General features: G+C 42.3%; 25 protein-coding genes and 1 pseudogene. 17 read left to right on the plus strand and 9 right to left on the minus strand.

Annotated elements, in window-relative coordinates; genetic code table 11:
* The 9 genes from VGB26_05125 to VGB26_05165 form a co-directional block, all read left to right on the plus strand.
* Window positions 1–253, plus strand: a 253-nt coding sequence (locus VGB26_05125; protein ID HEX9757169.1) for a hypothetical protein, incomplete at its 5' end; no start/stop codon positions are given.
* Window positions 254–335: 82 nt separating this feature from the next.
* Window positions 336–581 carry an ATP-binding protein gene (locus tag VGB26_05130; GenBank protein ID HEX9757170.1) on the plus strand — a complete coding sequence of 82 codons (246 nt, stop codon included), beginning with the start codon at window positions 336–338 and terminating at the stop codon, window positions 579–581.
* A gap of 75 nt (window positions 582–656) precedes the next feature.
* Window positions 657–3554 (plus strand): response regulator, encoded by a 2898-nt coding sequence (locus VGB26_05135; protein ID HEX9757171.1) that lies wholly within the window; start codon window positions 657–659, stop codon window positions 3552–3554.
* A gap of 15 nt (window positions 3555–3569) precedes the next feature.
* Entirely contained in the window at window positions 3570–4697 is a 1128-nt protein-coding gene (locus VGB26_05140) for a response regulator (protein ID HEX9757172.1), read from the plus strand.
* A gap of 235 nt (window positions 4698–4932) precedes the next feature.
* Window positions 4933–5598 carry a response regulator transcription factor gene (locus tag VGB26_05145; GenBank protein HEX9757173.1) on the plus strand — a complete coding sequence of 222 codons (666 nt, stop codon included), beginning with the start codon at window positions 4933–4935 and terminating at the stop codon, window positions 5596–5598.
* 269 nt (window positions 5599–5867) lie between these two features.
* A complete protein-coding gene (locus VGB26_05150) occupies window positions 5868–6536 on the plus strand; it encodes a response regulator transcription factor (GenBank protein ID HEX9757174.1) in 669 nt (222 codons plus the stop codon).
* Between the two features lie 200 nt (window positions 6537–6736).
* A complete protein-coding gene (locus tag VGB26_05155) occupies window positions 6737–7720 on the plus strand; it encodes a hypothetical protein (GenBank protein HEX9757175.1) in 984 nt (327 codons plus the stop codon).
* A 68-nt stretch (window positions 7721–7788) separates the two neighbouring features.
* Window positions 7789–8034, plus strand: coding sequence for a rhodanese-like domain-containing protein (locus tag VGB26_05160; GenBank protein ID HEX9757176.1), 246 nt, complete (start codon window positions 7789–7791; stop codon window positions 8032–8034).
* A 42-nt stretch (window positions 8035–8076) separates the two neighbouring features.
* Window positions 8077–8580: a rhodanese-like domain-containing protein gene (locus VGB26_05165; protein ID HEX9757177.1), complete on the plus strand. Its 504-nt coding sequence runs from the start codon at window positions 8077–8079 to the stop codon at window positions 8578–8580.
* Window positions 8581–8602: 22 nt separating this feature from the next.
* Here the strand turns inward: VGB26_05165 and aat are convergent, their stop codons facing one another.
* The 8 genes from aat to VGB26_05205 form a co-directional block, all read right to left on the minus strand.
* Window positions 8603–9178 (minus strand): leucyl/phenylalanyl-tRNA--protein transferase, encoded by a 576-nt coding sequence (aat, locus tag VGB26_05170; GenBank protein HEX9757178.1) that lies wholly within the window; start codon window positions 9176–9178, stop codon window positions 8603–8605.
* 73 nt (window positions 9179–9251) lie between these two features.
* Window positions 9252–9512, minus strand: a complete 261-nt coding sequence (locus VGB26_05175) for a hypothetical protein (protein HEX9757179.1) — start codon at window positions 9510–9512, stop codon at window positions 9252–9254.
* Between the two features lie 576 nt (window positions 9513–10088).
* Window positions 10089–10418: a PilZ domain-containing protein gene (locus tag VGB26_05180; protein HEX9757180.1), complete on the minus strand. Its 330-nt coding sequence runs from the start codon at window positions 10416–10418 to the stop codon at window positions 10089–10091.
* A gap of 85 nt (window positions 10419–10503) precedes the next feature.
* Window positions 10504–11850: an ATP-binding protein gene (locus tag VGB26_05185; protein HEX9757181.1), complete on the minus strand. Its 1347-nt coding sequence runs from the start codon at window positions 11848–11850 to the stop codon at window positions 10504–10506.
* Window positions 11851–11936: 86 nt separating this feature from the next.
* Window positions 11937–12539, minus strand: a complete 603-nt coding sequence (locus VGB26_05190; GenBank protein ID HEX9757182.1) for a winged helix-turn-helix domain-containing protein — start codon at window positions 12537–12539, stop codon at window positions 11937–11939.
* 229 nt (window positions 12540–12768) lie between these two features.
* Window positions 12769–13311, minus strand: coding sequence for a hypothetical protein (locus tag VGB26_05195; GenBank protein HEX9757183.1), 543 nt, complete (start codon window positions 13309–13311; stop codon window positions 12769–12771).
* A gap of 33 nt (window positions 13312–13344) precedes the next feature.
* Window positions 13345–14529 (minus strand): DUF5666 domain-containing protein, encoded by a 1185-nt coding sequence (locus tag VGB26_05200; protein HEX9757184.1) that lies wholly within the window; start codon window positions 14527–14529, stop codon window positions 13345–13347.
* Between the two features lie 198 nt (window positions 14530–14727).
* The gene (locus VGB26_05205) at window positions 14728–15267 is read right to left on the minus strand and encodes a hypothetical protein (protein HEX9757185.1); all 540 of its coding nucleotides are present in this window, start codon (window positions 15265–15267) and stop codon (window positions 14728–14730) included.
* Window positions 15268–15702: 435 nt separating this feature from the next.
* Here VGB26_05205 and VGB26_05210 point away from each other — a divergent pair, with 435 nt between their 5' ends.
* The 8 genes and pseudogenes from VGB26_05210 (at window position 15703) to VGB26_05245 (ending at window position 23448) form a co-directional block, all read left to right on the plus strand.
* A complete protein-coding gene (locus VGB26_05210; protein ID HEX9757186.1) occupies window positions 15703–15921 on the plus strand; it encodes a DUF2892 domain-containing protein in 219 nt (72 codons plus the stop codon).
* Between the two features lie 60 nt (window positions 15922–15981).
* Window positions 15982–16290, plus strand: coding sequence for a hypothetical protein (locus VGB26_05215; protein ID HEX9757187.1), 309 nt, complete (start codon window positions 15982–15984; stop codon window positions 16288–16290).
* 415 nt (window positions 16291–16705) lie between these two features.
* Window positions 16706–16936, plus strand: coding sequence for a hypothetical protein (locus VGB26_05220; GenBank protein ID HEX9757188.1), 231 nt, complete (start codon window positions 16706–16708; stop codon window positions 16934–16936).
* 714 nt (window positions 16937–17650) lie between these two features.
* Window positions 17651–18208, plus strand: coding sequence for a hypothetical protein (locus VGB26_05225; protein ID HEX9757189.1), 558 nt, complete (start codon window positions 17651–17653; stop codon window positions 18206–18208).
* Between the two features lie 111 nt (window positions 18209–18319).
* Window positions 18320–18460: a hypothetical protein gene (locus VGB26_05230; GenBank protein HEX9757190.1), complete on the plus strand. Its 141-nt coding sequence runs from the start codon at window positions 18320–18322 to the stop codon at window positions 18458–18460.
* Window positions 18461–18649: 189 nt separating this feature from the next.
* Window positions 18650–20661 (plus strand): annotated as a pseudogene (gene tkt / locus VGB26_05235) (transketolase).
* Window positions 20662–20667: 6 nt separating this feature from the next.
* On the plus strand, window positions 20668–22392 hold the full coding sequence (locus VGB26_05240) for a bifunctional transaldolase/phosoglucose isomerase (protein HEX9757191.1): 1725 nt from the start codon (window positions 20668–20670) through the stop codon (window positions 22390–22392).
* Between the two features lie 18 nt (window positions 22393–22410).
* A complete protein-coding gene (locus tag VGB26_05245; protein ID HEX9757192.1) occupies window positions 22411–23448 on the plus strand; it encodes an AI-2E family transporter in 1038 nt (345 codons plus the stop codon).
* 63 nt (window positions 23449–23511) lie between these two features.
* Here the strand turns inward: VGB26_05245 and VGB26_05250 are convergent, their stop codons facing one another.
* Window positions 23512–24267, minus strand: coding sequence for a hypothetical protein (locus VGB26_05250; GenBank protein HEX9757193.1), 756 nt, complete (start codon window positions 24265–24267; stop codon window positions 23512–23514).
* Between the last annotated feature and the right edge of the window lie 217 nt (window positions 24268–24484).

The raw sequence follows: 24484 nt of genomic DNA on the forward strand, positions 1-24484 counted from the left end.
GGCTCATCGTGGAAGTGAGTGGGTAAATTTTGTCATTACCCGCCTGTCCGGCGGGCACTTGCAGGCAGGGGAAAGCGGAAATCCAGGCCCTTCCCGTCATTCCCGCGAAAGCGGGAATCCAGAAGATGTTGATTTTAAGGAGCCATATCGGATTCCTGCCTGCCGGCAGGCGGGCCCGATAAAACCATTCGGGAATGACGAACTGGATTTTGCAGGAACCTCTAATACTTCAAAGGCTTCAACCACAGAATGATTTTGACTTGACCCTTGCCCTGTATGGACCTTAAACACTTTTTAACAATTTTTGCCCACTCGATTACACGAAGACCCTTAAAATTAAAGGGGAACCCATGCCAGGGGGGTATCGGTTTGAAATTGGGGACAATGGAATAGGGTTCGATATGAAGCACAAAGATAAAATATGGGAGCTTTTTTCCCGTTTAGTCAAGGATGAGGATTACCCTGGGACGGGTGCCGGCCTGTCCATTGTAAAAAAGTTAGTGGAAAAACAGGGGGGTAAGGTTTGGGTGGAGTCCCAACCAGGGCAAGGATCACGTTTTTATGTTGAAATTCAAAATTAAGAAAGCACGGGTTTAAAATGTTTTTGGCCATTTTTTAAAATTTCTCATCGGTTAGTCTGTTGGGGTAAATATTTTATGAATAAAACCATAAAAGTCCTTTATGCGAAAGACAATCCCTATGATGCTGATTTAACACGGGAGCAATTAAAACGGGATGGGGCTGAGTTTGAAATTGATATTGTGGGTACGGGGGAAGAGTTTTGGAAAAAATTTCAAAAAAAGTCCTATGACGTTCTTCTGCTAGATTATCAATTACCGGATACACTTGGAATTGATATTCTCCAAAAACTGGTTTCCCACGGGGTTTTGCTTCCGGTTGTGGTCGTGACGGGGGCAGGAGACGAAGAGTTGGTTATAAAATTACTCCGTTTGGGGGCGGCGGATTATATTCCCAAGTGTGATGGGTACTTTCTGTCCATTGCCACGGTAATACGGAGGGTTGTCTTAGAGCATAAAACCCATGGAAAAATGAATTTTAGCAGGAGCCCTTCGCCCCGAAATATCCTCTATGTGGAACACAACACAAATGATATTGACCTTACCTTAGAGCATTTCAAACAACACGCCCCTCATATTTTTGTAACCCCGATCCGAAGCTGTGCGGAGGGACTTAAGCGCCTTGGAGATAATGGTTCATTTGATCTTGTTATGGCCGATCTTCGGATGCCTGATATGAGCGGTCTTGAATTTATTAGAGAAGCCAGACATAGCAACATCGATCTTCCCTTTATTATGTTTACCGGAAAAGGTGATGAGGATATTGCAGTTTCTGCATTAAAATTAGGGGCATCTGATTACCTTGTAAAAGAGGACGGATACCTAACCCAACTGACCTATTCCATAGAATTAGCAATCGCCCGATTTCAACTTCGGGGAATGGATATTTCGAAGGAGAAAGATCGGGAGGATTATTTGTACCGGTTGGAAAAAAAACTTCAGGAGAGGACCAAGGATCTGCAGGAAGAAATAATGATAAGGAAAAAAAACGAAGAGACTCTTCAGGAAAGCGAGCGAAAGCTCTCAACCCTTTTGAGTAATCTGCCCGGTTATGCCTATCAGTGTAAAAATGATCCGGGTTGGTCCCTTAAATTTATCAGTAAGGGTGTTTTTGAGGTAACGGGTTATTCCGCAGAAGAATATCTGGTTGAGCGAACGATTAACTGTGTGGATAAAACCCATCCCGAGGACAAAGCGTGGGTATGGGAAGAAGTTCAAAAAGAATTGCAGAGGAAAGAACCGTTCGAAGCTGAATATCGAATCATCACCAAATCAAATGAAATAAAGTGGGTTTGGGAAAGGGGAAGAGGGGTTTATTCGGATCTGGGCGAGCTTCTCCATATTGAAGGTTTTGTATCAGATATCACTGAACAAAAAAGATCGGAGATTTCCTTAAAAAAGAGGGAACAGCAACTATTGGTGTTAAATGAAATCGGAAGGCTTTGTTTGGAACCATTATTACTAAAAAAGGTCTTGCAAAAAGCGGTAAAAATGGTGGCTCGAACACTCGAAGTCGAATTATGCAAAGTTCTTTTGCTTTCAAAAGATAAAAGTTCATTCATATTGGAAGCCGGTGTGGGATGGAAAAAAGGATTGGTGGGAAAAGCACAGGTTTTAAATGATAAAAAATCACAAGCAGGGTATACCCTTCTCACTGGCCCAATCATTGTTCAAAATTTTGAAAAGGAGAAACGCTTTAAAAGCCCTTTTTTGCTGGTTGACCATGGGGTTGTTTCTGGTTTAAGTGTGCCCATGATCTCTCAAGGGAGAGCAATTGGCGTCATGGGGGCACATTCCAAGAACCCCCGAACTTTTTCAAAAAATGATGTCGAATTCTTGCAGAGCGTATCGAATCTTATTGCTGCGGCCATAGAACGAAAGCGTGCTGAGGAGAATTTGGAAAAGCTTCGTCATCATAACGAAATGATTCTGAATTCGGCTGGAGAAGGGATTTATGGCGTGAATTTAGAAGGGAAGGTCACTTTCATTAATCCTTCCGCTGCAAAAATGGTCGGATGGAGACCTGAGAATTTAATAGGGAAGGACATGCATGGGGTGGTGCATCACACAAAGTTGAACGGTAAACCTTTTCATCAAAAACAGTGTCCTATCTATGCAGCTTTTAGGGATGGGACTGTTCATAATGAAGGAAATGATGTTTTCTGGAGGAAGGATGGAACAAGCTTCCCCGTCGAATATATTAGTACTCCAATAAAAGATGAAAAAGGCAATGTGGTAGGTGCAGTGGTAACGTTCAAGAATATATATGAACGAAAACAGGCGGAAGATCAAATCAAAAAGCTCAACGAGGATTTAGAAATTCGTGTGAAACAGCGTACGAGACAGCTTCAGGCATCCCTTGCGGAGAAAGAGGTTCTTCTTAAGGAAGTCCATCATCGGGTGAAAAACAATCTTCAGGTTATTTCCAGTCTTCTGGGTCTCCAGGCGGAGTCTCTCACGGATAAAAAATCACTTGAAATCTTAAAAGAATATCAAAACAGAATCCACTCCATTGCGCTCATTCATGAGGCCCTGGTGCATTCAAAAGATTTGACGACTATTGATTTGGTTGATTACATTCAAACATTAACGGGGCAACTGTTTCATTCCTTCGGGGTTGATTTAGGAAGGATAACCCTAAGATTAAAAATCAATAAAATACCTTTAAACGTGGATGGGGCCATTCTTTGTGGATTAATCATCAATGAATTGGTTTCCAATTCCTTAAAGTACGCTTTTCCGTCCCGTAATAAAAAGGGGGAAATCCTTGTCAGCCTTAAATATGATGATGGAAACCGAAAAGTGTCTTTGATCGTAAGGGATAATGGGATTGGACTTCCTAAGAAAATAAAAATTGACGATTTTCAATCCCTGGGTTTGCAGATTGTAAGCGCTCTGGTGGAACAATTGGGTGGAGGGATTTCTGTGAAACGGAATAGGGGAACCGAATTTAAAATTGTTTTTCCAAAATCTTAAGAGAGAAGGGAATCGATGAAGGAAAAGACCACGGATAAAACAACGGTTCTGATTGTTGAGGATGAGACGATTGTCGCCAAGCATTTGCAAAAAGCGTTGAAAAAAATTGGCTATCATGTTCCGGTGATTGAGGCATCCGGTGAGGGGGCCTTAAAATCGGCGGAACACCTCCAACCGGATATCGTCTTAATTGATATTCTTTTAAAAGGAAGAATGGATGGGATTGAAGCCGCAAGGCATATCAAGGACCAGCTCAAAATCCCGGTAGTGTTCTTGACGGCCTTTGCGGATGAGACTACCCTTCAAAGAGCAAAACAGACGGGTCCTTATGGATATTTGATTAAACCCTTCCAGGAGAGAGAATTAAATTCCACCATTAAAATTTCGCTCCACCGGCAAAAAATTGAAGTGGAATTGGAGACCCGGAATAAATGGCTTTCTGGGGCATTGAGCAACGTTACCGATGCGGTCATTGCAACCGATAAAAAAGGCCGGGTGATTTTTATGAATCCCCTTGCAGAACAACTGACCGGGGTTAAACAGGAATTAGCCATCGGTAAGGATTTAACCGAGGTTTTGGATATTGCTTATGAAATTCTCCATAAAGAAACCCATGTGGAGATTGAAAAAACCTCATCGAAAGCCTTTCAGGATGGAATCATTCTAAATCTTCATAACAAAACCATTTTGAGAGATAAAACAGGAAAAAAAATTCCAATCCATGCGAATTTTTCCCCCATGAGGGGGGATAAAGGGGATGTTTACGGGGGTGTTGTGGTTTTTCAGGAAGAGACCAAGTCCAACCGAGGGAGAGGAAAAGCACACCTCCCCATTGTGGAAGACACTTTTGCAGAGTTTCATAGGCCCCTTTCTTTAAATCTTGGAAAACGGGTTCAAATTGATCCAAGGAGTGTAAAGGCGGGGCCCGTATCAAGTCTTCCCCTCACCCGACGGGAGATAGAAATCCTATGCCTGCTTTCCAGGGGGATGGTGGCAAAAGAGATAGCCGACAGTTTGAACCTCAGTAATGCCACCGTGAGAACCCATATTCAACGTATACTCCAGAAACTAAAAGTTCACAGCAAATTAGAAGCTGTGGTCTTAGCCTTTCAAAAAAACTTCATCGAAATTCCTCCAAGCTAAATATTTAAAAAATACCCTAAATAATGCATATGTATGGAAAAAATACTGCATATGCAGAATGGACTTTATTGTTCTACCTTAGTAATATAGCCTTCGAGGTTCAGATTAGGTTATAAGCAATGCACCTGATTAAGATCTAAAAAGCTTTAAAAACCAAGTATATAGAGCTTTTTTTCTTTTGGTTGTTCGCAATTCACAACTTTAAATTTAGAAAAAAAACGAAAGGAGCAATAAAATGGACGAAAATACTTTATCCATTGCCATCATTGGAAGTGAAGGAAACATTCCAAAACAGATTGAAAATTCGATTCAAGGCCCCAACCAACTTTCATTGGCCTTCAAAACATCAGATGTCATGAAGGGATTAAAAAAACTAAAGGATGTGAACCCCAACGTGATTTTGATCGATCTTAGTCAAGTTGAAGAGGATAAAACTGGTTTTTTGGTCAAACTCAGGTTATCCTACCCTGAATCGAACATTTTGGTTATTGCTGAAGAGTATGCGGTGAATGAATGGCTTCAAATTTTGAAAACAGGGGTTAGGGGAATTTTGGACGGTGAATTTTCAAGCAAGAGTTTATCCACTGCTGCGTCTGTGGTTCACCAAGGAGGGATTTACTTTGAACCCGGCCGAATGGGGCAGTTTGTTGAGCAATGCGCCAACAAGGTCAAACACGCCGAAGAGAAAGCCAGCGATCTGTTGACCGATCGGGAAATTCAAGTGCTCAAAGTTCTGGCTGAAGGGTATACGGTTAAGAAAGCCGCTGAAATTTTGGATTTAAGTCCTAAGACGGTGGATACCCATAAAGCCAACCTGATGCGAAAAATCAATATTCATCACCGGGCTGACCTGATCAAATACGCCCTTCGGAAAAAGATCATTACACTTCAAGAAGATTAAAAAAAAACCTTTCTCCCCTAATTTATAATCCTCCCTAAGAAAATGGAGTACTTCTTTTAATAAGGGGGGAAGGGTTTAGTTTTTTGAACCCACCTTATACATCATTTTTTTACTACAGATGCATGATCAAAAATACTGCAGATGCAGAATGGACTTTTTATGCAATACTTAATAGGTTGAAAGTACTTTCTTTTTCTTTTTTTATTAATAGGTTTTGTTTTTGATGAAAGGAAAGTAAACCATTTAGGTGTGTTCCCACAAAAGGAGACATGATGGGTAATCGCCTTTTGTCGTTGGTTATCATAGCCAAAGAGGAGCGGATTCCAAAACAGATTGAAGGTTCAGTATCCGGGCCATTTCAAATTTCCATTTCTTTTAAGACATCGGACATTGAAAAAGGGTTGAAAAAGTTAAAGGATTTAAATCCCAAATTGGTTTTAATTGATTTACAACAGGTGGAGGAAGAGAAGGTCGCATTCCTCCTCAAAATCCATTTATCTCACCCGGACTCTCAACTATTAATCATCCCGGCGGAGTTCGCCGTGAATGAATGGCTTCAGTTTTTAAAAGCGGGTGTGAGAGCTATTTTTGAAAAGGATTTTTCAGGGAAAGATCTGGCCCTTGCGGCATCGGTGGTTATACAAGGTGGAATCTATCTGGGACCCGGCCGAATGGTTCAATTTATTGAGCAATGCGCCAACAAGGTCAAACACGCCGATGAGAAAGCCCGTGACCTGCTGACGGACCGCGAGATTCAGGTGCTCAAGGTTTTGGCTGAAGGGTATACCGTGAAAAAAGCCGCTGGAATTTTGGGATTAAGTCCAAAGACAGTGGATACCCATAAAGCCAATCTGATGCGGAAAATCAATATCCATCACCGGGCTGACCTGATCAAATACGCCCTCCGGAAAAAAATAATCTCCCTTCAGGAAGATTAATGAAGATCCAGTCGAAATAAATTTTGGGTTAATTCTGGGACGGATAGGGGGGATAGTTTATTAAACAGATAAAAGACTTTTTTAAAGGTTTGTTGGTTTTTTTAATTATCCATTTTGGTTTTATTAGTGGTTGCCTTTCAAAACCCGAAAATTTATTTTCTCAACGCGTAAAAGAGGATAATGGAGAAAATAGTTTTTTTGTGGTTGGCAAATCCGGGTCTCCCGGTTTTCAAGACGGGTCGGCGAACAAAGCTTTATTTAATTACCCGGTAAACGGGGTGGCCAGTGGAAAGTATCTCTTTATTGCGGACAGCTATAATTCCTTAATTCGGCAGGTGGATACACAGACCGGAAAAGTCAGCACTGTGGTGGGCATTCCGGGACAACGAGGGGCCCGTGATGGGAACCGAGAAGTAGGACTTCTTGATTTTCCGGAAGGAATTGCCACCGATGGAAAATATCTTTATATTGCCGATACGTTTAATCATACCATTCGCCGGTTTGATCTGGAAAAAGGAATTCTGAGCACATTGGCCGGTCAAAAAGGAGAGGAAGGTTATGCGGATGGAAAAGGAGGGGAAGCCAAGTTTAATTTTCCGCGGGGGGTGGCTATCATTGGGAAAGCGGTTTATGTGGCCGATACCATTAATAGTGTGATTCGGCGGATAGATCTGCAGACCGGAATAGTGAGCACCCTTGCGGGAAAGGCGGGAATGATTGGGATTCAAGACGGATTCGCAGAAAAGGTTCGTTTTTATTTCCCTTACGGATTAACCTCCGACGGTGGGGATTTATACGTTGCCGATACCTTAAACCATGCCATCCGGAGGGTAAATTGTGAAACCAAAGAGGTGGAAACATTAGTTGGAGGAAAAGGGGTCGGGTTAGTTGATGGGTTAGGAGATCAAGCCAAATTCAATGCCCCATTTAACATCGCCACCGATGGGAAGGTAATGTTTGTTGCGGATACCCTCAATAATGCCATTCGAAAGGTGGATCTGAAAAGCAGACAGGTCATTACACTTTTTATGCAAGCGAAGGAAGGGGAAAAAAGTCCTGGGGTACAAGGCTTAACGATAGACTTAAAAGGACCCCGTGGCGTGACATTTAACCACCACGGAACTTTATTCATAACGGATACGGATAATCACCTTATTCGAAAGATGAATTTAAATAGCAACTGAAAGGTTTTTTGTCTTTGACAATTAAACTCAAAATCCATAATCGGTTTTATAAATAAAAGGAGGGTAAAATGAAATCCGGTATCTTCATAGAGACCCGAGATTTAAATGACTGCCTTTCCGATTCAAAAATACGGATTATTGATTTTCAATCCCCCAGAAAATATCTAAAGGGTCATATTCCCGGAGCGGTTTTTTTGAGTCCAGAATCCCTTCATAATGGTGAAATTCCAGATGGTTTTCCTTTCTCTTTTGAAAAAGAAAAAGCCATTTTTTCTCTTTTGGGAATTCATAAGGAAACACGGGTGATTGGGTAGGATGATCAAGAGGGGCTATATGCGTCTAGGCTTTTTTTTACATTGGAATTTTTTGGACATAAAAAGGTCCAAGTCCTCAATGGAGGAATTCGCAAATGGATTCAGGAAGGGCGATCCCTCTCCAAAGAAACTCTAAGGGTGTTTCCTCATGGATTTTTGCCTGTCCCGAAAAGAAAGCATATTGCCAATATGGATTGGATTAAAAGGCATTTGGGAAACCCGAATGTTTTATTGGTAGATGCCCGGTCATCCAATGAGTTTAATGGAAAGAAAAAAAAAGGGCATCGGGTAGGCCATCTTCCCGGAGCCATTAATATTGATTGGAAAAAAACCATTGATCCAATAAAAGGAACCTTGAGAGGCTCCCGGGACCTATTGAAGTTAATTGGAAAATCCAGCCCAAGAGAGGTGGTGACTTATTGCCAAACTGGTTACCGTGCCTCTCATGATTACGTTGTGGCCCGTCACCTTGGTTTTCAAAAAGTCAGGGTTTACGAGGGATCTTGGCAGGAATGGGGGAATAACCCTCACCTTCCTTTGGAATAATAAGCCCTTTCTCCATTTTAAATTAAAAAGAACAGTTTTGTTTTAACGCCCAATGAAGGCGTTTGAGGTAGATTTCTGCCGGTATTTCATGGGCGCCAAAGCGTACCAGATGGGGATTTAAAAATTGAACATCAAATAGGGAAAATTCTCTTTCTCGGAGGTGTTGAACAAGAGAAACCAGGCAAATTTTAGAGGCATCGGTTTTTTTTGAAAACATGGATTCTCCCATAAAGGCTCCCCCCAAACTGACCCCGTATATGCCCCCCACCAATTTTTTGTTCCAATAGGCTTCAACGGAATGGGCTTTTCCCATATGGAAAAGTGCAGTGTAAACCTTAATAATGGGTTCATTGATCCAGGTTTCCGGGCGATCCGCGCACCCACGCATGACTCCTTCAAAATTGTGGTCAAACCGGGTTTCAAATACCCTTTTCCGAATGGTTTGCCTGAGCCGTTTGGGAATGTGAAACCGTTCAAGATCAAAAATCCCCCGAGGATCTGGAAAATACCATTCCACAGACCCATCCTCTTCGCCCATTGGAAAAAGGCCGCGTTGATAAGCCCAAAGGAGGAGTTCTGGTGAAAGTGGTTGGGACATGGGTTTTTAAAAAAACAAGCCGTTGGGTCAACCCCGAAGGGTTTCTGCCCAGGAATCTTTTTATAAACAGGTTTTAAATTTTTTTTGGATTTAAGAATTCTTTTTGGATAACAATTTCAATTTCGTTCTCTGGAGAATTTCCACGGTTTCGGATATGGGCTTTCCAAAAAATATTTTGACGAAGACTTTGAAAGACCTGTTTGATAATTTCTGGTTTCATTTGCGTCTCCCACTCCTGGAACCAAGCCAACCCATCTTCATCTCCTTCATAGTCCTCAGAAAAGTTAGCTTCTAGACTAAAGCGTAAGTTGAAAGTTTTTTCCTCTTTAAACAAAATGCCTCCTCCTTTTGGTTTAAACATTCTCTCTCTGAAACTAAGAGGAAGAAGGAGAAAATCTTTAAAGGATTAATGAAGGAGTTGTTGAATAAACTCGTAGATAACAGGATCCTTCTATTTTTTTCTCCCCTTATTCTGGTAACCGGTTTTCCATCTTTTCCAATCAAATGAGTCATTGGTGGGACGAACCCATCATAATCATTTCTAAGCCATTTATTGGAATCCAGGGAAATGGGTTCAAAAAAATTTTTTATGGAAAACATTTACGGTGTCCAAGGAATGCACCCGGTGGTTCAGAGGTCAATGAATAATACTTTAACGATAAAACGGATAATTGGAGATGTTTCCCGGACAAGGGTTCCAAGCGAAATTGGGTGGGTTCCGCTATTTTTGAAAAGGGGAACCTTCCCTTAAAGGGGGCGGCATGGGGATGGAAAATGATAATGATTCCCACCGAAAAAGAGAAAAAAATTTGAAAAAGAAAGATTGTTTTTAGAACCTTTTTCAAGAAGATCCTTTGAAAAAAATTCTGAATAGAAGGGCTTCTGAAAAATTTATCCAATTTTTTAATAATTACATTTTTTTTCGAGACTCTTCCTTGATAAAACTCAAATAGGCGGGGTCCGTTTGAGTAATCTTGATGCCCATGCCTATGCCATCTGGTGAGTTTCCTTCGACAGGTAGTTTTTTTTCCCAGACCACTCTTCCTTTCAGGCCAATTATTTTTCCATCGGGAAGGGTGACCTTTAAAACCAGATCTGTATTAGTGGAAAAGGCGATATTCGATTTTAGATAAATTCCGGTTTTGGAGATGTCTATTGAAAAACCCACAAAAGAAGGTTTTTCTTTTCCATATTTAATAAAGAGTTTAAAGGGGAGACGTTTTAAAAACCGTTTATCCATGTTTTTTGGATTTCTATTCTTGGAGGGGCCCTTTAAATTGAAAGATAAATTACCATTTATCGGGTTTTATTACAATGAAACATTTTTAATCCTTCCATTTCTTAAGGGAAACGCGAAATGTGGTTCCTACTCCAAATTGGCTTTCTACTTCAATTTTCCCTCCATGGTTTTCAATGATTTCTTTGGCAATACTTAATCCCAAGCCAAACCCATGCCCATTTGAAAAATCGTCCAATGTTTCTTTTCCTCGAGCCGGATCAATTCGGTAAAATCGCTCAAAAATGTTTTTCAACTCGGGGTTCGGAATTCCAATTCCCGTATCAATCACTTCAATGGTCACCCGGTCCTCATTTTCCAAGACGTTGGTTTTAACCGTTTCCCCTCTTCCGGTATATTTAATGGCGTTGTCTATCAGATTGGTGAATAATTCCCCTATGGTTGCCTTTTCACCATCAATATACACCGCTTTTGAATACTGTGGGAGAAGCATTTTAATTCCTTTTTTCTCGGCGATGGGTTTAAGCATTAATCCGATTGTGTTTAGAAGGTTTTCGATATCGGTCTTCTTCTTTTGGATGGGAAAGGGTTTTTGGTCATACCGAGAAAGGGTCAGGAGTTTATTGATCAGGTCCTCTAAGTTTTTAATATTCTTAAATATGGTTTCCAAGGCTTCTTTATATTCTTCTTGGGTACGGGGCCTTCGGAGAGGGATTTCGCAATGACTTTTAATTACAGTGACAGGAGTCCTCAATTCATGAGAGGCATTTGAAATAAAATGTTTTTGCTGCGTAAAAACCTCCTCAAGTCGGTCCAAGGTTGCGTTAAAAGATTTTGCCAACTCCTGAAGTTCTTGGCTGATATTTTGGTGTTCCAGTCGTTGTTTTAGATTGGTGGCGCTGATTTCACTGACCTCTTTGGAAAACGCCTTGAGGGGTTTTAGGGAAAATCGGGCAATCCAAAAGGCTCCGGTTCCGCCCAATAAAATGATAAAGGGGGTGAAGATCCACATCTTGGTTCGAAGGTCCGCCAGAAAGGCTTCCGTTTTATTCAAGCTCTCTCCCGTTTGAATGTGGAAGGTTTTAGGAAAGATTTTTCCAACCTTGACGGTTTTTGCAAATACCCTTAACGGTTCCCCTGCAGGGCTCTGAATGGTTTCCAGGTATTGGCCATCTTTTTTAATTTTTTCAAAGGAGAAAGCCATTCTTGAATCCCCTAAAGAGGGAGAGTGGACAAACGGCTTTCCATCTTCAAAATATATCTGATAATAATGCCCTGAGAAAGGGACATCATATAAGGTGGCCTTTCGTTGAAACCCTTTTTTTCCCTCCAAGGGCTCAAAATCTATTCTTCCGTCATGATAAACTTCGATTAAACCACTGAAAAATTGGGTTTTCGAATCTAAGAAAAGGTCAACTGTGGAAAAAATTCCCATTTTTTGTTCTTTAAAAATAATAAAATTCAAACCGATCAGAATGGCCGAAAAAGATAGGAAGATCCATAGGAAGAGTTTGAATTGAATTAAACATCCGGGTCCCTTAGCATATACCCCGTTCCTCTGATGGTGTGAATCAGTTTAACCGGAAAACCTTTATCAATTTTTTTCCTTAAATTATTTATAAATACATCGAATACATTGCTATCCAAGTCAAAGGTATCGTTGTAGATATGGTCAATGATCTCGGTTTGGGTAATCACGCGGTTTTTGTTGTATACCAAGAATTCCAAAAGGGTAAATTCCTTTGCCGTCAAAGGAATCGATTTTTCTGCCCGGACGACCTCCTTTTGGGAAGGGTTTAATTCAAGGTCAAGGACTTTGAGGCGGGGGCGTTTTTCCGAAAATTTTCTTCTGATTAAAGCCCGAAGGCGGGCGAGAAGTTCCCCAAACTCAAAGGGTTTGCTGAGATAATCATCGGCCCCGGAATCCAGTCCAGTAATTTTATCAGGGATAGAATCTTTGGCTGTAAGCATGATGACCGGTGTTGAAATCCCCTTTTCCCTCAAGGTTTTGAGGATATTGAGCCCATTTATTTTAGGCAGGAGAATATCCAAAATTATTCCATCATAGGAACCCTCCTGGGCCATATATAACCCTTCTTCGCCATCTAAAGCATAGGTCAACACTATAGCCTTCTTCCTGTAGCCCTTTTTGGAGGATTTTGGCTAGATCTTTTTCATCTTCCACAATTAATAATCGCATGGTGCTATTTTAACTTAAGTTCACTCTATTTGAAAAGGACATAGGTTTTTAAGGTTTCAATTTTTATTGGGGGATAGGCCGAAAAAAAGGGGCGGAAAAAAAGGCCAGGTTCGACCTTTTGGATCCCGCCTAAAGGTTTTTTTACCCTAAAACTTAGTCCACAAGGAAATCGTTCACAAACCCGTTTTCCTCATCAATCTCTATTTCAATGGCGGCTCCTAATTTGACCTGGTTCATTTTGGTAGCGGCGACTTCTTTTAATTTAAAATTGTTTGCCGCTCCATTGGCCATTTTGAGCGTGATGATCTTATATTCACGGTCATAGTCCACCAGATTCCCTTTTAGTTTTTGGTGGGCTTCAGGATGGAACTCAACACCTGGCCCGATAATGCGGTCTATGTCAATAATTTGATTTCCCTCTTCCACCCTCAACAGGAAACGATCTCCCTCATGGACATCCGAAATTTGTTCTCCTTCGAAATCCTTAACGCTGAGGGTTCGGTTGCCTGAATTTGTTTTTAGAATGACCGTTTCACCCTTGATTTTTTCTACGCTACTAACGATATACTGGTGGACGTGTTCTTTTTTCTCTTTTTGAACCGGAGTCTGTCCGCCAAAGGCTGGAACCCCCGTTAGGGCCACCAGAACCCCTACAGCAAACACCCCTAAAAACCGATTCATATTTTTCTGATTCATGCTTTTGCCTCCTTGTTTTAGGTTTTTTACTGCTTAAACTTTAAACTCCACCTTTTTGGCAATGAGGACCCTATTTCCCATCCCATCCTTTGCCTCAAAAAATTCCAGGTCGATTTTTTGAGCGGTTGCGGGGATTTGGTCGGAACAGATTCTTTTCTCGATGTCACCAGATTCCGTTTTGATTTGGGTTTCATTGGCGAGAAGAATATGTTGACCCTGTACTTCTATAACAGAATCGGCCTGATTAACCTGATAAGAGAATGAGCCTTCCAATTCTTTTTTCAGAGTGAACCCGGAAAAATCGGCCATGGACCTTCCCTCCTGCTGACAGAAAGCAATAATATCCATATCATGGTCCCCTTCAACACGTGTGGCTTGAAACATCGAACCATCCCAATTTCCATAGACTTCTACCCTCATTCCGGGTTGAAGATTGGAGAAGGCAACAATTTTGCAGGTTCCCAGATCATCATCCTCATCACAGGTGTAGGCGGTTTGATTGTTGACTGCCACCGTGATAAGGTTTGTCCCAAGGGAAAAATGTTCTGCCTTCAGGACCGTTAAATCAAATTGGCCATTTTGAACGGATTGAACCACCCCTTTCAGATCGAAGTGATCCTCCTTCTCTTCTACGTAATCGGTATGCCCTGATCCGTCATGATCCGAAACGATCCATGCGGTGACCGAATTCGTTGAAGGATCATAAGTAAATTGTTTCAGATCAAAATCCAATCCCACCCGCTGTCCCTCCGAAACATCCAGTTGACCCGAAATATCTATTACGCATTGACTGTTGTTGCAGATGGTCCATCCGTTTTGGGCCAGAAGGGGATTGGGATTCGGCACTGTTCCCGTTTTATCCACCAGAATAATCTCTTGTCCCAGGGTGATAAGGACCCTATTGTAGCTGTCGGTGGGAATAGAGGCATTGGGGAGCCGTTTGAGAATTCCGTCCAGCTCATGAACGTCGTAAGTGATTCCTTGAGGATCATCAAAAACCGTTACCCGTGCCTGATCTGCGGATCGCTCCAGCTCGACTTTATAAAGGGTCACAATCACCTGGTTGTAATCATCGTTGAGGTTATCGGTAATAAAAAGGGTACCACTTCCTGAAACCCCATCAGATGTTCCTCCACTTCCACAGGCAGAAATTACAAAAATCATTCCCAACAGTAATCCAATGAGCCCCATTGTTTTTACCTTTTTTGAATATGCCATTTTCATTGCTTTCCTCCTTAAATTTTTTTTAAATCCATCCATCATGGGTTTTCACTCTTTGATGGCAATACCTTAGCAAAGGGAACATTAAAATTTGATGAAATGGGGATGAATTGTCGATGAATATTGAAGGTATTTCATGGATGTGTAAAAAGAGAAGATGAGGAAGGGGTTTTTTAAAAAGGAAAAAAGGTGGGTCTATTGATGTCCTATGATTAGCCCGTCATTCATGGCATCTTCAGCGGTAAGGGTTAAAAGGTAATCCACCAGGACCTCTAGGCCTCCTTCCGTAAAACGCTCTCCGTAGAAACGATACATGGATGAGAGTTCAGGGTTTTTGGGATCCTCATATCCCGGAAGGATAAATGCACTGGGGTTAAGAATAGACTCCTTAATATACTCCTTGGCGGTGGTTGCCTTTGCTTTTCCGTTATGAACCTGTTCTTGGTATCCGGGAGAAGCGATGATCAGGTTAGACGTTGAACCCGTAATTAAGATGGGCCCGTATTCACTTTCTCTGGAATCAGGAAAGAAGGGGATTTTATGGCAAACATAACACCCCATTTTTTTAATAATCATCTTGGGGGAGTCGGTGGGCAGGGCCAGTTGCTCTAATGGAATGGGGGGTGCTTTAGAGGTGATGGGTTCGAGCCAAAAACCTTTTCCTTTCAATAAGGATTGCCAGTTTAGCGGAACCGCAATGGTGCTGTTTAAAAGTGCAAAAAAGGCCACCACCAAGAGGAAAGCTCTTCCCCTGGCCCAGAAAAAACTCAAAATAAGGCTTGAGATGGATAGAAACAGTAAAAACAATCCAAAATAAATCACGGGACCAAATTATAAGGTTCTTTTTGTTCCGAAGTCAAAAGGAGATGATGAAAAGGAGTTTGACGAAAGGTAACAATGATTAAAACCTTAAAAACCTAGGTTAAACCCATTTCTTTCAATGTGGGTAAAAACTCGTAAAAAAATTAAAAAACAAGTAGTTTTACGGGTTGTCATAAATGATCTCCTTCTGTAAATTCCTTACCTAAAATTTAGGAAGTCGATCAATAGGAAAAAAACAATAAGGTGGTTTTCTGGGTTTCAATTTTTCCATGGGATACATGGACCTTAAATAGTTCTTTTACGGGGTCCATTCCTTCTTATGGAAGTTTGTTTTTAAGGAGAGTTTGGATGTGGAGCAATGTTGGATTAAATGAACGAATCATAAGAATATTATCCAGTGGGGCAATATTAGGGATAGGAATTTTTATTGAGTTTGACAAAAACTGGACCATCGCGACCTACACCATAGGCTTCTTTTTTCTTTTTTCCGGCATTATCGGTTATGGTCCGGTTTGGAAGGTATTGGGCGTTAAATGTTCTTCGCCACCGGTTTCAAAAAAGGATTAGTTCACTTTAGACAGGAAAATAGAAAAAAAAGACTCTGTTTTTGGGAGGTAAAGGTTTTCCTTGGAAGGGCCATATCCCTTGACGTTAGATTCCCTTGAATCCTTTGTGGGCAGATCCCCCGGAGCCTATATTATTTTAGGAACAAATAATAAGGGGGTCTACGTGGGCCGTTCTGATGATGATCTCCGGGGCAAAATGAAGCAACATGCTCCTAACCCAATATTAAGGTTCTTCTTTGAGCACACACGCACCGCAATGGATGCTTACAATCTTGAATGCCTTTGGTACCATCAATATGAGCCCCAAGAAAAAGTAATCCACCCTGGAAAAAGTCACTCGGTTTGGAGTTGTCTCGCCTGTGGTCAATAGAAAAACTTTTCCTGAATTGATCCATTCCGGACCATTTCTAATTTTGACCTTGCTTAAACCTCTTTCCTACAATAAAAGTAAAAAGGATTTAAATATCCTGGATCACGGCAATACATCCTTTATACACGGCCCTATTGGCCTTTACCTTTCCCTTCCTTTTAAATCCACCCGCGTAAATAATTACTGAAAAACTGGTAGATTTACGAATTTTCTTTACAGTCTTTCGACTGTTATTCTATTTAAAGTTTAGAAATTTTGGATGATTTGTGGTTCAGGGGTTAGAATTTTGTTTAATCCATTTCAAGGCAAAATTCAGCTTAAACCAGAGTCAACGGTTTGGCCCAAAAAAATGCCACCCTTATCCTGAGACATTTTTCTCCAAAGCCACCCATTTATTTTTAAATCTAGGGGTTCCGTGAAAAGAGCGCGTTTAATCATAGGGGATCGTCATCAACTCATGGCGGAGAGTATTAAGGGTTTGGTTGAACCTTCTTACGAGGTTGTGGAAACGGTTTTCGATTTTAATTCGCTGCCGATGGCGGTTCAAAACCAAAAGCCGGATGTACTGGTCGTTGATTTTTCCTTATTTTTTAATAACGGTTCAAATTTGATGCAGGTGTTCAAAAAGAAGAATTTTGATATTTAAGTGATTGTTTTAAGCCTTTATGATGAACCAATTGTTTTGAAAAAAGCTTTTGAAGAGGGTGTTTCAGGGTTTGTACTCACACGATAGGTGGGGTCGGATTTAATGCATGGAATTGAAACAGTGCTAAAGGGAAATAAATATGTTTCGCCCGGCGTGAAAACACACGGGGAATAAAAGGAATCCGGCCGGTTCTTAATTTTTTCTTCTTTGTTTTTTCCCTGATTTCTCGGCCCTTTTTTTAGGAATATTAAGTGGGGCTACACCCTCCGTTTGTTTAAATAAGTACCAAGGGGCCTAAATGAAAAATTCTCAAATTTGGGTCCGTGGAAAATCTTAAAAAGATCTCGTATTCTTTTAGCAGATTGCCTTCCCGGAGCCAGATGTGGTTTTTTTGGGAATAGGGGTCCTTCCCAAATGCCTTCTCCTTTTGTACTGCTCACCAAAATCCCTGAAAACCAAAAACTAAAATTGGGTTGGTGGATCAAGATTGCACGGGAAGGACCCTATTATCTTCTCTCTGATTAGTTGGGGCGGAAGGTGGGAGGTTTGAGGGGAAAATTTTTAAAACTTCCTTTTTCATTCGGAAGGCCGTGATCGCCTTCTCTGAATCGTAAAAAATCCAATTGATCCCTTCCTGTTAATTCTATTAAAGTCTTTTCCCGCAATAGAAAGCCCAAATAGGAGATAGAAACCCAAAAGTGAGAAAGGGGAAAAATGATTTTTGGAAAACTTAAAAAAGGGTTGTGTTCTGGGTTGTTTACACAGGTGATCATCCTGGTTTTATTATGTATTCCTTTTTTTTACGAAAGACCGGCATTTGCGGAGGTTCAAGCGGAAGCCGGAGATTTTACTCAAGGAAGCCTTCGAGGGTCCATTCTTGGTGGGTCTGGCCGTGCTTTTAACCAAACCTATTTTGTTCTGGGGGGAGGGATGGGATACTACTTATTTAATGGATTGGAATCGGGTCTTGATTTTGAAGCGTGGTTTGGAAATGATCCCCGAATCTATAAAGTGAGTCCTCGAATTAGATATGTAATACCTTTGACTCCGGCGATCAACCCTTACGTTGGGAGGTTTTACAGCCGTACCTTTATTGAGGAACTGGATGATTTTGACTCTTTTGGATTTCGTGGAGGATTTTTTAACACAATAGGCCCCAATGCCTATGTGGGTGTGGGTGTTGTTTATGAGAGGCTATTGAACTGTGAGGAAAGTATTTACAAATCCTGTTCCGTGGTATATCCGGAAGTGTTGTTGTCAATTGGATTTTAAATTTCTGCTGTTTGAAGCCCGTGATCCATCGTTTAGATCGAAACGGCTTTTTCCTTTTAAAACCCTTCCATTGACCCTAAATGAAAAGTCTTTCATTTACCGGTTGAAGTTTTGCTCTATTCCTTTTATTCTTGGGCCTACCTAGGAAGTTTTATTCGGGAGATCCTATTGAGCGAGGGAACCATTGACCCCGAAGATGTCCATTTGATCTATCAAACGGATCAGCCTTCCTCCGCGGTTAAACATATTTAAAAAGTGATTTTGGGACGAGTATGGATAGGTAAGACCTTTAAAAAGGCTTCATTGTAAATTGGGGGGAAAACATTTTAATAGAATAATTCTTTCAAGAGGGTGAGGGAGGTCGGAGAAAATGGAAACCAAACTAAAAAAAAGCAGGATTAAAATGATACGTTGTGCATCAATACGATCCGAACATTATCCATGGATGCCGTCCAAGCGGCAAAATCAGGGCATCCGGGGACCCCGATGGCTTTAGCTCCTGTCGCCTATTGTTTGTGGCAACGTTTTCTCCGATTTGATCCTCAAGATCCGATTTGGCCAAACCGGGACCGGTTTGTCCTGTCAATCGGTCACGCATCTATGCTTCTTTACTCCCTTCTTCATTTGTGCCGGGTGAAGGCAGTCAGTAAGGATTATGAAGCCTTGGGGGAAGTTTCCGTCCCGTTAGATGCGATTAAAAATTTTCGTCAGTTGGACAGCCCCCGCCCGGGACATCCAGAATATCGGTGGACCTCCGGTGTTGAAACCACCACAGGCCCCCTCGGACAAGGGGTGGCCACTAGTGTTGGGATGGCCCTGTCCGGACGGTGGATGGGTTAATATTTTAACCGACCTGGCTTTGATAAATTAATTGATTTCAGTGTGTATGCCTTATGCGGGGATGGGTGCATGATGGAAGGGGTAACTGGGGAGGCTGCGTCTCTTGCGGGCCATCTCAAACTTTCCAATTTGTGTTGGATATACGATAGCAACCGCATTACCATTGAAGGAAATACCTCCTTGACCTTTAGTGAAGATGTGGCCACCCGCTTCATCGGTTACGGGTGGAATGTCACTCATGTGGGTGACGCCAACGATTTAGAAATATTGGAGAAGTCGTTTCAAGGCTTTTTGAATACCAATGACCGGCCGACACTCATTATTGTTGACAGCCATATTTCCTATGGCGCACCGCACAAACAGGATACCGGCGCAGCCCATGGTGAACCCCTGGGGGAAGAAGAAATTAAATTAACAAAGAAAAATTATGGCTGGCCTGAAGACGCTCAGTTCTTAGTCCCTGAAGGGGTTTATGATTTTTTTTTAAAGAAGGAATCGGTAAACGGAGTAGGGCGTTGCGGGATGACTGGTTTAAAAAAATTAAGGATTATCAAAAAAAATATCCCCTCCAGGCGGACCATCTCTATAAAATGCAGCATCGAGAATTGCCCGAAGGGTGGAATAAAGATCTGCCCGACTTCCCAGCAGATGAAAAGGGGTTGGCCACCCGGGAGTCCTCCGGCCAGGTGTTAAACGCCATTACGAAAAACATTCCGTGGCTCATGGGGGGGGCCGCTGATTTGGATCCCTCCACCAAGACCCGACTCAAGTTTGACGGAGCCGGTGACTTTAGTTCTGAGGATTACAGTGGGAGAAACGTGCATTTTGGAGTTCGGGAGCATGCCATGGGGTCTATTTTAAATGGGATGGGTTTGGTAAAGGTTAGGCCCTATGGAGCCGGTTTTTTAATTTTTTCTGATTATGCACGTCCCGCCATTCGCCTCAGTGCGTTGATGGAAATTCCCGCGATCCACATTTTTACACACGATTCCATCGGTGTCGGTGAGGACGGCCCAACTCATCAGCCCATTGAACATTTGCCTTCCTTGCGGTCTATTCCGGGGTTGATTGTTCTTCGCCCCGCAGATGCCAATGAAGTGGTGGAGGCTTGGAAGGTGATAATGATGCTCTACCACGAATCCGTTGCTTTAATTCTCACACGTCAGGCCTTGCCCACCATTGACCGGACGAAATATGCACCTGCATCGGGTTTGGCAAAAGGGGCCTACATCCTTGCCGATGCTGTGGATGGCCAACCCGATCTTTTATTGTTGGCAACAGGAAGTGAAGTTTCTCTTTGCCTGGAAGTATATGAAAAACTAAAAGCGGAAGGAATCAAAGCCAGAGTGGTGAGTATGCCTTCCTGGGAGTTGTTTGATGATCAAGATCCGGGCTATCGCGAAAGCGTCCTTCCACCAGAGGTCACGGCCCGTATATCGGTGGAGCAGGCTTCTACTTTTGGCTGGGCCAAGTATGTTGGAACCAATGGGCGTTGTATCGGAATGAGATCCTTCGGTGCTTCCGCTCCCTTGAAGGCTCTTCAAAAGAGGTTTGGTTTTACTGCCGATCATGTTTTGGCCGCTGCCAAAGAGCATTTAAAGAAAGGAGGGTGAACGGTAATGGTAAACCCGCAAACTCAAAATCTCCCGAAGGACCTCACACCCGTCATTGAAACGTCCCTTCAAAAATGGCAAGAAGGTGGAAAGATCCAACGCTTATGGGAGAAAGACCCAAATCTATGGAGCGGTACGGATGAGGCCCATTGGTTGGGGTGGTTGTCTATTGTGGAGGATCAGAAAAAAAACATTCCCTCTTTTTTGGATATCGCAAACGAGGTTCAACGTTCTGGCTTCAGCCATGCCCTTCTGTTGGGGATGGGTGGATCGAGTTTAGGTCCGGAAGTTTTACAGGCTACCTTTGGAAAGCAAAAGGGTTTTCCTGAATTCCATGTTTTGGATTCCACGGATCCTGCACAAGTGGTTGCCTTTGAGAAGAAGGTTGATCTCACCCATACCATTTTCATTGTTTCCAGTAAATCGGGTAGCACATTGGAGCCCAATATTTTTAAATCTTATTTTTTTAAAAGGGTCAAAGATGATGTGAACCCTAAACATCCGGGTAGTTGTTTTATTGCAATTACCGACCCCGGTTCCAAATTGGAAAAAATGGCCCGGGAAGAAAAATTTCGCCACATCTTTATGGGTGTCCCCAGTATCGGGGGCCGTTATTCCGCCCTTTCTCATTTCGGAATGATTCCCGCAGCGATTATGGGGTTGGACATGATCAATTTTTTAAACCATACCCAAGAGATGGTTTTAGCCTGCTCCCCTTCAGTTCCGGTCAGGGAAAACCCCGGCGTGACTTTAGGCATCATTTTGGGAGAGCTTGCTTCCCGGGGAAAAGACAAGGTAACCATCATCGCATCACCCGGACTTAGGGCTCTTGGGGGCTGGCTGGAACAGCTTGTGGCTGAATCCACGGGAAAAGAAGGAAAGGCTATCATTCCGGTGGATTTGGAAAAGGTTATGTCCCCCAATTTTTATGGGGAGGATCGTGTTTTTGTTTACTTGCACTTGAAAGGGGACCCCGATGAGGCACAAGGAAGGGCAGTGGAAGCCCTCTCTAATGCTGGACAACCGGTGATTCAAATATTTGTTGAAGAAATTTATAATTTAGGCCAGGAGTTTTTCCGGTGGGAAATTGCAACCGCTGTTGTAGGGTCCATCCTTAGGATTAACCCGTTTAACCAACCGGACGTTGAAGCCAGTAAAATTGAAACAAAAAAATTGACCGGTGAATTTGAAAAAAATGGTTTCCTTCCATCGGAGGCCCCGATTTTAAAAGAGGGACCCCTACAACTTTTTGCAGATCCAAAAAATGAAAAGGCTCTTTTAAAAGAGTTGGGAAATGAAAAAACCTTGTTCGGTTTTCTCAAGGCCCATTTAAATCGGCTAACCCCTGGGGATTATTTTGGTGTTTTGGCCTATATCGAAATGAATTCGGCCCATTTTGACGTCCTACAAGAAATAAGGCATGCTGTTCGGGATAAAAAACAGGTGGCAACCTGTCTTGGATTTGGACCCCGTTTCCTTCATTCCACAGGCCAAGCCTACAAAGGGGGGCCAAATTCAGGAGTTTTTTTACAGATTACTTGTGAAAATGAAAAAGATGTAGCGATTCCAGGTCAAAAATTTTCCTTTGGAATTGTCAAAAACGCACAGGCCCGGGGGGATTTTCAGGTTTTAGCCGATCGGGGCAGAAGGGCTTTAAGGGTTCACATTGGAGTGGATGTGAAAAGGGACTTAATAACGCTCAGGGATCTGATTAAAAGGATATTAGAATAACCGTTATCTTTTTCTGTGATGAAATCTAACGAAACCTCTCCTATCATTTGGATATTAATTTCAGTGGCTTCTCTGGTGATCATCATCGCAGGACTCCGTGCGGCACAATCCATTGTTGTTCCCTTTCTTCTGGCGGGATTTATCGCTTTAATTTTTGCTCCATCCTTATTTTGGTTGCAGCGAAAACGCATTCCAATCCTGGGTGCGTTATTGATCATTTTTGTCGTTATTTTTTTGGCTGGGATTGGAGCGGCCGCCATCATCGGTATGTCTCTTGATGATTTTTCAAAGGCTTTGCCAGAATATCAGGAGCGACTAACAGAGGGAAAAAACGAGGTGCTCCAAGGGCTTGCGAAAACAGGGTTCAATATTACGGAGAAAGGATTATTAAAATCAATCAATCCCGGTTCCGCCATGGATCTAATTGGTGGCCTTTTGAGCGGTTTAGGGGGCATGCTCAGCAATTCCGTTTTAATTCTACTCACAGTCATTTTTATTTTATTGGAGGCAGCAGGTTTTCCAACCAAATTAAGGTCTGCATTGGGGCCAAAAGCAACGTTTGTTCATTTTGACAAATTCAGTCAAAAAATTCAGAGCTACCTGGTGATTAAAACCATTATTAGTCTTATTACAGGATTAGTCATTGCCGGTTGGCTTGCGGTTTTGGGTGTGAATTTTCCTCTGCTTTGGGGGTTTTTGGCTTTTGTTCTAAACTTTATTCCTAATATCGGTTCCATCATCGCGGCTGTTCCCGCAGTGGTCCTCGCATTGATTGATCTGGGGATTGTTCCTTCTTTTTTAGTCATCAGCGGATACGTTGCGGTTAATGTGGTGATGGGTAACGTGGTTGAACCCCGGTTTTTGGGAAGGAGTCTTGGGTTATCGCCTTTGGTGGTTTTTCTTTCATTGGTTTTTTGGGGGTGGGTGCTTGGGCCGGTGGGAATGGTGTTGTCCGTTCCCTTGACCATGATGGTAAAAATTGCCCTCGATAGCCGGGAGGACACCCAATGGATGGCAATGCTATTGGGATCAGGACCTCCGGCAGGAAAATCTTGAAGTTAAGAATTAGAGAAAAAAAGAATTTTTTTTAGAGGTGGGTCTAAGTATAAGAAAAGCCGTTTAATCCAAAAATTTTTCCAGTGTTTGTAATGCGGACTCCCGGATCAGAGAGCATTCTTCGACTTTGGCTAATTTTATACAGCGTCTATATTCATTCCTACCCGATAACTCAGTCAAACGGGTGAGAATCGGGTTTGGAAGGGCTCCTGCGTAGTGACCCAGGATTTGGGCGGCAAACCATCGTTTTTCCCAGTTTTGATCATTAAGGTTTTCTTCCAAGGTTTTAAGAGAGTCAGAATTAATTTTAAAAGGTAAAACCGGTCCTTCATTAACTTCCCATGAAAATTGTCTTTCCGTTTTTCGTTTAAAATCGATTCGAAGGGGTGTCAGTTGACCTTTTGTCACCCGAACCGTTACCTTTTCGGAAATGTGTCCCCCAACATCGCCAATGGTGTTCACGAGGGATTGGGGGAGAAGTTTGATTGTAGTTTCGTGAGATCCCGGAGGAAGAGCAATCCGAATTCGCCTCATTCTTGTGGGTGCCCGGAGGGTTTCTGATAATTTCTTCCCTAACTGCCGCTGTCCCAACAACATTTCTTGGCCTTTCTCAGAACGGTAAATGGCCCATCCCGTCACGCACCGTGTGCAATAAACATCAATAAATCCTTTTTCACTTTCTTTTGAAAGGTGGTCAAAAAGGATTACATTCCTTTCCTTTGATTTGGAACTGCAGGCTGTGAGGGTTAGACAAGAAAAAAGTCCAATAACCATAAAAAGAATTAAAATTAATTTAGTATGTATGAAGAGAGTTTTCATTTTTCCTTTTAACCTCCATGGCATTATATCGACTGAGGGAGAAATCTAACGCTTCTTACCTTTTAAATAAATAAAGGGCTCATCGTGGAAGTGAGTGGGTAAATTTTGTCATTACCCGCCTGTCCGGCGGGCACTTGCAGGCAGGGGAAAGCGGAAATCCAGGCCCTTCCCGTCATTCCCGCGAAAGCGGGAATCCAGAAGATGTTGATTTTTTGAA

It is taken from the genome of Nitrospiria bacterium (genome assembly GCA_036397255.1).
Taxonomy (GTDB): Bacteria; Nitrospirota; Nitrospiria; order DASWJH01; family DASWJH01; genus DASWJH01.

Excerpts from the sequence above, each read along its gene's own strand:
- VGB26_05195 (HEX9757183.1), bottom strand. The coding sequence starts at position 13,311 with ATGAATCAGAAAAATATGAATCGGTTTTTAGGGGTGTTTGCTGTAGGG.
- VGB26_05225 (HEX9757189.1), top strand. The coding sequence starts at position 17,651 with ATGATTTTTGGAAAACTTAAAAAAGGGTTGTGTTCTGGGTTGTTTACA.
- VGB26_05185 (HEX9757181.1), bottom strand. The coding sequence starts at position 11,850 with ATGGGAATTTTTTCCACAGTTGACCTTTTCTTAGATTCGAAAACCCAA.
- VGB26_05240 (HEX9757191.1), top strand. The coding sequence starts at position 20,668 with ATGGTAAACCCGCAAACTCAAAATCTCCCGAAGGACCTCACACCCGTC.
- VGB26_05210 (HEX9757186.1), top strand. The coding sequence starts at position 15,703 with ATGTGGAGCAATGTTGGATTAAATGAACGAATCATAAGAATATTATCC.
- VGB26_05135 (HEX9757171.1), top strand. The coding sequence starts at position 657 with ATGAATAAAACCATAAAAGTCCTTTATGCGAAAGACAATCCCTATGAT.
- VGB26_05250 (HEX9757193.1), bottom strand. The coding sequence starts at position 24,267 with ATGAAAACTCTCTTCATACATACTAAATTAATTTTAATTCTTTTTATG.
- VGB26_05200 (HEX9757184.1), bottom strand. The coding sequence starts at position 14,529 with ATGGCATATTCAAAAAAGGTAAAAACAATGGGGCTCATTGGATTACTG.
- VGB26_05145 (HEX9757173.1), top strand. The coding sequence starts at position 4,933 with ATGGACGAAAATACTTTATCCATTGCCATCATTGGAAGTGAAGGAAAC.
- VGB26_05140 (HEX9757172.1), top strand. The coding sequence starts at position 3,570 with ATGAAGGAAAAGACCACGGATAAAACAACGGTTCTGATTGTTGAGGAT.
- VGB26_05160 (HEX9757176.1), top strand. The coding sequence starts at position 7,789 with ATGAAATCCGGTATCTTCATAGAGACCCGAGATTTAAATGACTGCCTT.
- VGB26_05150 (HEX9757174.1), top strand. The coding sequence starts at position 5,868 with ATGATGGGTAATCGCCTTTTGTCGTTGGTTATCATAGCCAAAGAGGAG.
- VGB26_05180 (HEX9757180.1), bottom strand. The coding sequence starts at position 10,418 with ATGGATAAACGGTTTTTAAAACGTCTCCCCTTTAAACTCTTTATTAAA.
- VGB26_05245 (HEX9757192.1), top strand. The coding sequence starts at position 22,411 with ATGAAATCTAACGAAACCTCTCCTATCATTTGGATATTAATTTCAGTG.
- aat (HEX9757178.1), bottom strand. The coding sequence starts at position 9,178 with ATGTCCCAACCACTTTCACCAGAACTCCTCCTTTGGGCTTATCAACGC.